5 protein-coding genes are annotated in these 10,416 nt (G+C 69.9%); 3 read left to right on the top strand and 2 right to left on the bottom strand.

Going from position 1 to position 10,416, the window contains the following annotated elements:
- Positions 1-113: 113 nt before the first annotated feature.
- Both AC156L_RS30355 and AC156L_RS30350 read left to right on the top strand, forming a co-directional pair.
- Positions 114-1,724 carry an SDR family oxidoreductase gene (locus tag AC156L_RS30355; RefSeq protein WP_330876037.1) on the top strand — a complete coding sequence of 537 codons (1,611 nt, stop codon included), beginning with the start codon at positions 114-116 and terminating at the stop codon, positions 1,722-1,724.
- Between the two features lie 44 nt (positions 1,725-1,768).
- A complete protein-coding gene (locus AC156L_RS30350) occupies positions 1,769-2,692 on the top strand; it encodes a cation diffusion facilitator family transporter (protein WP_330876036.1) in 924 nt (307 codons plus the stop codon).
- Positions 2,693-2,743: 51 nt separating this feature from the next.
- Here AC156L_RS30350 and AC156L_RS30345 read toward each other — a convergent pair whose 3' ends face one another.
- Complete coding sequence (locus tag AC156L_RS30345; RefSeq protein WP_414719879.1) at positions 2,744-7,027, bottom strand: GH92 family glycosyl hydrolase; 4,284 nt, start codon at positions 7,025-7,027, stop codon at positions 2,744-2,746.
- 247 nt (positions 7,028-7,274) lie between these two features.
- On the opposite strand from AC156L_RS30345, the gene AC156L_RS30340 reads away from it, so the two are divergent.
- On the top strand, positions 7,275-8,420 hold the full coding sequence (locus AC156L_RS30340) for an ROK family transcriptional regulator (protein WP_414719881.1): 1,146 nt from the start codon (positions 7,275-7,277) through the stop codon (positions 8,418-8,420).
- 212 nt (positions 8,421-8,632) lie between these two features.
- On the opposite strand, the gene AC156L_RS30335 is transcribed toward AC156L_RS30340, so the two are convergent.
- A partial coding sequence (locus AC156L_RS30335) for an acyl-CoA dehydrogenase family protein (protein ID WP_484407496.1) occupies positions 8,633-10,416 on the bottom strand: 1,784 nt, incomplete at its 5' end.

Raw genomic sequence — 10,416 nt, 5'->3', positions numbered from 1 at the left:
CGCCACCGCCTCCGGAGGGCGGTGCTCTATCCCCTGAGCTACGGGGGCCGTAGCTGTTGGAATGATCCTAGCGCACTGTCGGCACGGGTTTTCACCCCCTACCCTCGGGTGGCATGGAGCCGGTGCGGGAACGTTCGGTTGTGGCTGGTGACCTGCGGCTTCGAGTGCTGGAGGAGGGGGAGGCCGGTGCGCCCGTGGTGGTGTTGGTGCACGGGTTCCCTGACACCTCCGCCGTCTGGGACGGGGTGGTCGCGGGGTTGGTCGGGCGGTTCCACGTCGTTCGGTACGACACCCGCGGGTCTGGGGGGTCTAGGCGGCCCGCTGAGCTGAGCGGGTACCGGGTTGAGCGGTTGGGGGAGGACCTGGCCGCTGTGGTGCGGGCCGTGGCGCCCGGTCGGAAGGTGCACCTGGTCGGGCACGACTGGGGGTCCACGCAGGCCTGGGTGGCCGTTGAGCGGTACCCCGAGCTGTTCGCGTCGTTCACCAGCATCTCCGGGCCGTCGCTGGGGCACGTCAGCGACTGGGTGCGGCGCAACCGGCGGCACCCGGTGAAGGTGCTGAACCTGCTGAGGCACTCCTGGTACATCGCGGGTTTCCGGGTGCCGGTGGTGCCCGAGCTGGTGTGGCGGAGCAGGACCGTGCGGAGGCTGCTGCGCGCCCAGCACCGGGAACTGGTCAACGGGCTGGGGCTGTACCGGGCGAACGTGGGGAAGTCCCCTGAACCGGTGACCGTGTCGGTCCCGGTGCTCCAGGTGGAACTGCGGCGCGACCCGTTCGTGAAGGCCGGCCACCTCGACGCGGCGGAGCCGTGGGTGCCGGAGCTGACCCGGCGGTCGCTGCACGCGTCGCACTGGGCGCCCCGGACGCACCCCGCGGCGGTGGCGCGGATGATCACCGAGTTCGTCGACGGCACGCCGGCGAGGCGGGAGCTGGTCGTGATCACCGGGGCGGGCAGCGGGATCGGGCGGGCGACGGCGCTGGCGTTCGCGGTGGACGGGGCGGAGGTGCTGGCGCTCGACGTGGACGGCGAGGCCGCGGCGCGCACGGCGCGGGAGGTGCGGGGGCACGCGTACGAGGTGGACGTGGCCGACGGTGCGGCCGTGCACGCCGTGGCGGAGCGGATCCGGGCCGAGCACGGGGTGCCGGACGTGGTGATGGCCAACGCGGGCGTGGTGGTGGCCGGGGCGTTCCTGGACACGTCCGAGGCCGACTGGCGGCGCGTGGTGGACGTGAACCTGTGGGGCGTCGTGCACACGGTGCGGGCGTTCCTGCCGCTCCAGGTGGAGCGGGGCGAGGGCGGGCACGTCGTCGTGACGGCGTCGATGGCCAGCTACTTCCCGTCGAAGGCGCTGCCCGCGTACTCGGCGACGAAGGCCGCCGTGCTGATGCTGGCGGAGTGCCTGGCCGAGGAGGTGAAGCCCAACGGGATCGGGGTCAGCGCGATCTGCCCCGGCATCGTGCACACCGACATCACCCGCAGCGCCACGTTCGCGGGCGTCGACGCGGACACCGAACGGGTGAAAAGGGACGCGGTGACCAGGACCTACCAGTTGCGCGGGTACGGACCTGAGCGAGTCGCCACCGCGGTGGTCCGCGCTGTTCGGCAGAATCGGCTGGTGGTGGCGGTGACTCCGGAGTCGCGGTTGGCGCGGTTCGGCAGCCGCCTGTCGCCGAAGGCCGTCCGCGTGCTGGGACGCCTGGCGGGGCCTACCTGGCGTCAGTAGTCGGTCACATTGCACACATGCGCATGTCGCTATATGTTGCTCGCATGGGTCACGGGCATGGGCACGGTGTGCCGCCTGCGGAGGCGGCGAGCGCTTCGGGCAAGCACATCGGCAAGCTGTGGATCGCCTTCGGCATCGGCGCGGTCTTCATGGTGGTCGAGTTCGCCGTCGGGTTGGCGACGTCGTCGCTGGCGCTGATCTCCGACGCCGCGCACATGCTGACCGACGTGCTCGGGGTCGGCATGGCGCTGGCCGCGATCATGGTCGCCCGCCGCGCCACGACGGGGCTCAACCGGACGTTCGGCATGTACCGCGCGGAGGTCCTCGCGGCGCTGGCGAACGCGGTGCTGCTGTTCGGCGTCGCCGGGTACGTCGTCTACGAGGCGGTCGGCCGCTTCGGCGACCCGCCCTCGGTGCCCGCGCTGCCGGTGATCCTCGCCGCGCTGCTCGGTCTGTGCGCCAACGTCGTCTCCTTCCTCCTGCTGCGCGGCGGCGCGAAGGAGAGCATCAACGTCCGGGGCGCGTACCTGGAGGTGCTCGCCGACCTGATCGGCTCGGTCGGCGTGCTGCTGAGCGGCCTCGTCACGCTAGTGTTCGGCTGGCGCTACGCCGACCCGATCACGGGTGTCGCGATCGGCCTGTGGGTGCTGCCGAGGACGTGGAAGCTGGCCCGCCACGCGCTGCACATCCTGTTCCAGCACGCGCCCGAGGGCCTGGACGTCGCCGCCGTGCAGGCCGACCTGGCGACGCTGCCCGGCGTGACCGAGGCGCACGACCTGCACGTGTGGACGCTGACCTCCGGCATGGAGGTGGCGTCGGCGCACCTGAGCATCGAGCGCGACGTCGACCCGGCCGAGGTGCTGCGCACCGCGCAGGCGCTGCTGGCCGAGCGGTACCACATCGAGCACGCCACCCTCCAGGTCGAGCCCGGCGACTCGGCCCAGCGCTGCCGCGAGATGTCCTGGTGAAGCGAAAGGGGGAGCCTCCACCAGGAGGCTCCCCCTTCTACCAGCGACGTGCTACAGGCCCGCGAGCTGCCCCGCCTTCGGACCCTGGACCTCGTTCGGCAGCCCGTTGTTGACCGGGGCGGGGCTGTTCCCGCTCCCGCTCATGGGCCCGCCGATCCTGTTCGCCGCGAGCACCACCGGCGCCTTGTTGTTCACGATGCTCACCGGTCCGCCGACCTTGGTGTTCTCGATGTTCACCCCGGTCTTCGAGCCGGTCACGGTGACCGGTCCGCCGACCTCGGAGTCCACCAGCACCACGGCGCCCGCGCCGTTGGCCGCGATCGGCCCGTTCACCTTGCCGCCGAACACGTACAGCGACGCGCCCGCGTTGACGGTGACCGGCCCGCTGATCGTCGCGCCGTCGACCACCGTCACGCCGGACGTCACGGTCAACGGTCCGCCGACCGGCTCGGTGATCGTCCTTGTGGCCGTCACCGGGGGCTTGGCCAGCAGCTCGAACTCCGACAGGGTGGCGCCGCCCGCGATCTCCAGGCGGTAGTACCGGTAGAAGCCCGGCTTGGCGATCTTGAACGCGCGGGTCTGCTGGCGCCAGGAGAACTTCTGGTCCTGGCGCTCGTCGGCCTTGGTCCACGTCTTGCCGTCCAACGAGCCCTTGAGCACCCAGTTCTTCGCGTCACCCGCGGCCGTGCCGGAGGTCAGCGTGTAGTACTCGGCCCGTTCCTTGGTGGCGGGCAGGTCGACCTGGAGCGCGTCGACCGCGGCCTGCGTCAGCGAGGTGTCGTCCACCACCGCCGCCGGACCGGTGAACGTGCCCGCGGTGCTGATGTCGCGCAACGGCTTCGCGACCTCGTTGCCCTTGGTGAGCGACGGGGGCACGGAGTCCGCGCCGGTCGCCCACTTCGACGGGTTGGGGCCCATGTCGAAGTCCAGGGTCCCGCCGGACGCGAGCACGTCGTGGTTCAGGTACGACTTGTCGTGGACCTTGCCGTTGACCCTGAGGTTCTGCACGTAGATGTTCTTCGCGCTGTTCTTCGGCGCGTTCACCACGAGCTTCTTGCCGTTCTCCAGCTTCAGCGTCGCCTTGGTGAACAGCGGCGACCCGACCGCGTACGTCGAGTTGCCCATCTGGAGCGGGTAGAAGCCCAGCGCGCTGAACAGGAACCACGCCGACTGCTCGCCGTTGTCCTCGTCGCCCGCGTAGCCCTGCCCGATCTCGCTGCCCAGGTAGAGCCGCCGGGTGATCTCGCGGACCTTCTCCTGCGTCTTCCACGGCTGGCCGGTGAAGTCGTACATGTAGCTGATGTGGTGCGAGATCTGGTTGCTGTGCCCGAGCTGGCCCATCCGGACGTCCCGCGCCTCGGTCATCTCGTGGATGACACCGCCGTAGGAGCCGGTGAACTTGGCCGTCTCCGGCGTGGAGAAGAACTCGTCGAGCTTCTTCGCCAGGCCCTCACGGCCGCCGTACAGGTTCGCCAGGCCCTGGCCGTCCTGGGGCACCGAGAACGTCTGGTTCCACGCGTTCGTCTCGGTGTAGTCGTAGCCCCACTCCTGCGGGTTGAAGTCCGCCGCGGGCACCCGGCGCGTGCCGTCGGGGTTGCGGCCCTGGAAGAAGCCCGTGGCCGGGTCGAACATGTTGACGTAGTTCAGCGCGCGGTTGGTGAAGTACTCGTGGTTCTCCAGGTACTCCTGCTTGCGCGGGTCGTTCGCCGCGGCCCTGTCGTACAGCGCCTTCGACATGGTGGCGATGCCGTAGTCGTTGAGGTAGCCCTCGATCGCCCACGACATGCCTTCCTTCGTCGTGGTGGACGTGTAGCCCTTGAACCCGGCCGTGGCCTGGCCGTGGCGGCCGACGTCGTCGTTCGGCGGCGTCACGGTCGCGTTCTTCACGGCCGCGTCGTAGGTCGCCTGCGCGTCGAGGTTGGTGACGCCCTTGACGTAGGCGTCCGCGAAGGCGACGTCGGAGCTGGTGCCCGTCATCAGGTTCGCGTAGCCGGGGGAGGACCACCGCGACACCCAGCCGCCGTCGCGGTACTGCTGCACGAACCCGTCGGCCAGCTCACCGGCCTTCGAGGGCGTGAAGAGGGTGTAGGCGGGCCACGTCGTGCGGTAGGTGTCCCAGAACCCGTTGTTGACGTACATCTTGCCGTCGACGATCTTGGCGCCGGTCTGCGTCGGCGTGCTCGGCCCCGTGGCGGGGCTCACCGGGCTCGCGTACTTGTAGACCGGAGCCGCGGCCGAGCCGGTGTTCTCGAAGGTCGAGTTCGGGTACAGGTAGAGCCGGTAGAGGCTGGAGTACAGCGTGGTCAGCTGGTCCTCGCTGGCGCCCTCGACCTCGATGATGCCGAGCTGCTCGTCCCACGCCTGCTGCGCGCGCTGCTTCACGGAGTCGAACGTGTCCTGCGGCGAGATCTCCAGCTCCAGGTTCTTCTTCGCCTGGTCGACGCTCAGCAGCGAGGTCGCGATCCGCAGGTGCACGGTCTTCTGCGCGCTGGTGTCGAACTGGAAGTAGCCCGCCACGTTGTCGCGGCCCTGGCCGGTCAGCTTGCCCGCGGCCTTCACGGGCTGGTCGACCGTGCCGTAGACGAACATCCGGGTCGCGCCGAAGGACAGGCCGACGTCGGAGAAGCCGGACACCACACCGGTCGCGGCGTCCAGCGTCAGCCCGCCGCTGTTGTTCACGTTGTCGAACACCAGGTTCGAGGTGTTCTCGGTGAAGCCGAACCTGAACACCGCGGCGTGGTCGGTCGGCGCGATCTCGGTGCGCATGCCGTTCTCGAACTTCACGCTGTAGTAGTGCGCCTTGTCCGTCTCGTTCTCGTGCTTGAACGGGAGGGCGCGGACGGCCCGGTCGGCGGTGGGCGTCCCGGTCGACGGCATCACCTGGAACGTCTGCCGGTCGCGCATCCACGGGCTGGGCTCGTGGCTGGTGCTGAACGCCTGCATCGTCGGCAGGTTGGCGCTGTTGTTGAACTTGGCGTAGTCGTAGAACCAGCTCGTGGAGCTCGCGTTCGTCACCGGGGTCCAGAAGTTGAAGCCGTGCGGCACGGCCGTGGCCGGGAAGTTGTTGCCGCGCGAGAAGGAACCGCTGGAGTTGGTGCCGCGGGTGGTGCGGACGTAGTCCGTCGGCCGCTGGTAGTCCGGAGTGGACGGTGCGGACCTGATCGTGATGTCGTCGAACCAGCCGTTGAAGTTGGCGGGCCCCTCGGGGTTGTCGTACGCGACCAGGATGCGCTTGATCGTCTTGCCGGCGGCGACCGAGCCGATCACCGACGCGAGCCGGTTCCACTGGTTGGTGTAGAGCGCCTTCGACGCGCCCTGGCCCCTGGGGGACAGCTCGAACCCGTGCTGGTCGCGCGCACCGAGGTCGCTGAGGTAGGTGCCGTCGGAGAACGCGAGGTCCACCGCGGTGAACGTGCTCGGGTAGTTCAGGTCGTCGGTCATGAAGCTCGGGAAGACCAGGTACGACAGCTCGGTCGTCCTGGTGACCGGCACGTCGACGTCGAACACCTTGTTGTAGGAGTAGCCGCGGCCCTCGGCGAGGTGCGTGCCCTGGTAGCGCAGCGCCTTCACGCCGGTGAAGCCGACCCTGCCCTTGGCGTTGTAGCCGCCGGTGGCGCCCTCACCCACCGTCGTGCGCATGTTGTCCGGCGCGGGCGTGGCCGAGCCGTCCGAGAACTGCACCTCGGCGAGCTGGATCAGGTTCACGCCGCCCGCGTTGGCCGTGATCTCCAGCCGGTAGTGCGAGTAGGCGGTCGTGGTCTCGAAGTCGTAGACCTTGGTCTGCTGCCGCTCCGGGAAGACCTCGCCCGCGCGGGTGTCGACCGTCGTCCAGGTCTGGCCGTCGGTGGAACCCAGCAGGGTCCAGTTCTTCGGGTCGCGTTCGGCCGCGTCGTTCGCCGAGGACAGCGCGTACCGCTTCACCAGCGTCGGTTCCGACAACTGGAACTGCACCCAGCCGGTGCTGGTGAACGTCAGCCACTTCGAGCTGACGTTCCCGTCGACGAGGTTCTCCTTCACCTCGTCGCTGGCCGTGTTCTCGGAGTTCGCCCGCACGCCGACGACCTTGTCGGTCACGTTGCCGGGAATGCTCACCGAGTCCGCGCCGTTGACGCCCGACGCCTTGGGGTTGCCCTGGGCATCGGTTTCCACCGTGCTCGCCCACTTGGGCTGAGGTTGACCCTCCTCGAAGGAGGACGAGAACAGGTCTGCGCTCACGGCTGGCTCTTCCGGTGCGGCCGATACGGGCGACCAGCTTCCCACGCTACCCATGACCACTGCAGTGACAGTGACGCCGACCAGCGCCAAACGGGTTCTCTTCGCCCGCATGTGCCCCATTGCGCACGCCTTCCGGTTGACTCGATGCTCGACCCGCGCGACAGCACAACCGCTCCCTGACATCGTTGTCAAGATTGGTTGACCAAATTGTCCGCTGACCTGTCTACCTGCTGCTCCAAGTGCCTGTACGGGTGTGGGTGTGGCGCCACCGTCGTCGAGCTGTTCCGGAACTAGAATCGCAGCCACTGCCGTGACGGAGGAAGAGTTGAACGTGCGGAAAGCGCCTCAGGTGGGCACCCCCGCTGGGATGCGGGCGCTCAACCAGCGCGCGGTGCTCGACCGACTCCGCCTGGAGGGGCCGTCGACGCGGCCCCAGATCGCCAAGGAGACCGGCCTCTCCAAGCCCACCGTCGGCCAGGCCCTGCTCGACCTGGAGCGCCACGGACTCGTGAGACCCGTGGGCCGGACGACGGCCGGGCCCGGCCGGTCGGCCGTGGTCTACGAGCCCAACCCGGCCGCCGCGCACGTGCTCGGCGTGGACATCGGCAGGCAGCGCATCCGGGCCGCCGTGTCGGACCTCGCGGGGTCCGTCATCGCGCGGGTCGACGAGCGCAACCGGTGCCGGTCGGCGGACTCGCTCGTGCGGAAGGTGCGCGAGCTGGCCGTCCGCACGGTGAACGACGCCGGTCTGGAACTGGACGACGTGATCACGAAGGTGGTCGGCAGCCCCGGTGTGCCGGACACGCGGGGCCGGGGCATGCACCACGCGCCGAACCTGCCCGGCTGGGAGCGCAAGGGCCTGCTGGACGAGCTGGAGGACGTGCTCGGTCCCGGTCTCGTGGTGGAGAACGACGCGAACCTCGCCGCCGTCGGCGAGATGGAGTTCGGCGTGGCCAAGGGCATCGGCGTCTTCGTCACGGTCACCGTCGGCACGGGGATCGGCATGGGCATCGTGATCGACGGCCAGCTCTTCCGCGGCGCGCACGGGGCCGCGGGCGAGGTCGGCTACCTGCCGTACCCCGAGTCCAAGGAGGACCCGCGGGTGCGGGGCCAGTTCGAGGGGGCCGCGGCGGCGCACTCGGTCGTGGACCGGGCGAAGGCCATCGGGCTGACGCAGGTGCGCAGCGCCCGCGAGGTGTTCGTGCTGGCGAAGTCCGGCGACACCCGCGCGCTGGAGGTCGTGCACGACGAGGCCGAGCGGCTGGCCTACCTGGTGGCGTCCGTGAGCGCCGTGCTGGACCCGGAGCTGGTCGTGCTGAGCGGGGGCGTCGGCACGAACATCGAGCTGCTCCAGGAGCCGATGGACCTCGCCCTGCGCCGCACGACGCCGCTCGTGCCGAGGATCGTCGCGGGGGAGCTGGGGGACGGGGCCGTGCTCAGTGGCGCGCTCGCCGTGGGGCTCACCGCGGCGCGTGACCTGGTCTTCGACCAGCGCGAAGCGATCACTCTCTGACATTAGGCGAGAAGCTCTCACCTTGGGATTCACCCAATCGTCGCAGGCGCGCCGGGTCAAATGTGGCTTAGCGTTACCAGGGCCTCCTCCTGGAGGGTGAGAATCTAGATCCGTTGCACCGGGGAGTCGTGAAGGGATGCGGGGGACGTAGCCCCTCACGACCGCACGGGACAGGCGCCGCGCCAACACCAACCGCCTGTCCCGTGTAACGGTCACCCGCTCGGCGTCGACCGGTGCACGTCGTCGGCCCTCGACTCGTGGTGCGTCGAGTCCGCGATCCACGCGCCGGGGATCGACGGGTCCAGCACCCCGTCCTCCAGCCAGGAGAACTCGCCCGCCATGACCTTCTTCGTCAGCCGCACGTCGGAGTCGTCGGAATTGGTCCAGAGCCGCTCGAACAGCTCGTCCACGCGCACCCGCGCCTGCTTGGCGAACGCGTCCGCCAGTTCCGCCGCGTTGCCGCCGTCCGCCTTGGCGCGCACGCACGTCGCGCTGATCGCGAACAGCTCGGCGCCGACGTCCACGACCCGGCCGAGGAACCGCTGCTTGCGCTCCATCTTCCCCTGCCAGCGCGACATCGCGTAGAACGTGTGCCGCGCGAGCTTCCTGCTCGACCGCTCCACGAACCGCAGGTGTGTCGCGAGTGGACCGAACTCGGCGAACGAGCCGGGCACCTGCCCCCTGCCCACCACCAGCGTCGGCAGCCACCTGGCGTAGAAACCGCCCGCCTTCGCCGCGGCCTTGGCCTTGCGGCCCCGATCCGCCTCGGGGTCGATGATGTCGCCCGCCACCGCGAGGTGGGCGTCGACCGCCTCCCGCGCGATGATCAGGTGCATGATCTCCGTCGAGCCCTCGAAGATCCGGTTGATCCGCAGGTCGCGCAGCACCTGCTCGGCGGGGACGCCCCGCTCACCGCGCGCCGCCATCGACTCGGCCGTCTCGTAGCCCCGGCCGCCGCGGATCTGCACCAGCTCGTCCACCACCAGGCAGCCCATCTCCGAGCCGTACAGCTTCGCCAGCGCGGCCTCGATGCGGATGTCGTTCGCGCCCGCGTCGGCCAGTTCGCTGCTGAGGTCCACCACGGCTTCCAGCGCGTACGCCGTGGCGGCGATGAACGCGACCTTCCCGCCCACGGCCTCGTGCCTGCCGACCGGCAGACCCCACTGCACCCGTTCCGACGACCACTCGCGCGCGATCTTGACCGACCACTTCGCCGCCGCGGCGCACAGGGCGGGCAGCGACAGGCGACCGGTGTTCAGCGTCGTCAGCGCGATCTTCAGCCCGGCGCCCTCCTCGCCGATCCGGTTCGCCGCGGGCACGCGGACCTGGTGGAACCGCGTGACCCCGTTCTCCAGCCCGCGCAGACCCATGAACGCGTTGCGGTTCTCCACCGTGATGCCGGGGGAGTCCGCCTCCACGACGAACGCGCTGATCCCCTTGCCGGGAACGGCCGCCATCACGACCAGCAGCTCGGCCACGACACCGTTGGTGGTCCACAACTTCACACCGTCCAGCAGGTAGGCCTCGCCGTCCTGCGTCGGTGTCGCCGTCGTGCCGAGCCGGGCCGGGTCGCTGCCGACGTCGGGTTCCGTCAGCAGGAACGCGCTGATCGCCCCCGCCGCGCACCGCGGCAGGAACTCCCGCTTCTGCTCGTCCGTCCCGAAGAGCGCCAGCGGTTGCGGCACGCCGATCGACTGGTGCGCCGACAGCAGCGCGGTGAGCGCGCTCGACACGCTGCCGACCAGGCACATCGCCTTGCCATAGGTGTACTGGGACAGGCCGAGCCCGCCGTACTCATGAGGGATCTTGATCCCGAACGCGCCGATGTCGCGCAGCCCCTGCACGACGTGCTCGGGGATGCGTCCATCGCGCTCGATCTGCTCCGAATCGACCCGCTCGCGCAGGAAGCGCTCCAGCGTGGCGAGGAACGTCTTCGCCCGCTGCTGCTCCGCGGGATCGGGTTCGGGGAACGGGTGGATCAGGCCGAGCTCGAGCC

Source organism: Umezawaea sp., assembly GCF_057122925.1.
Note: the sequence above shows the minus strand (reverse complement) of the source record. Positions and strands in the feature narration are given on the sequence as shown.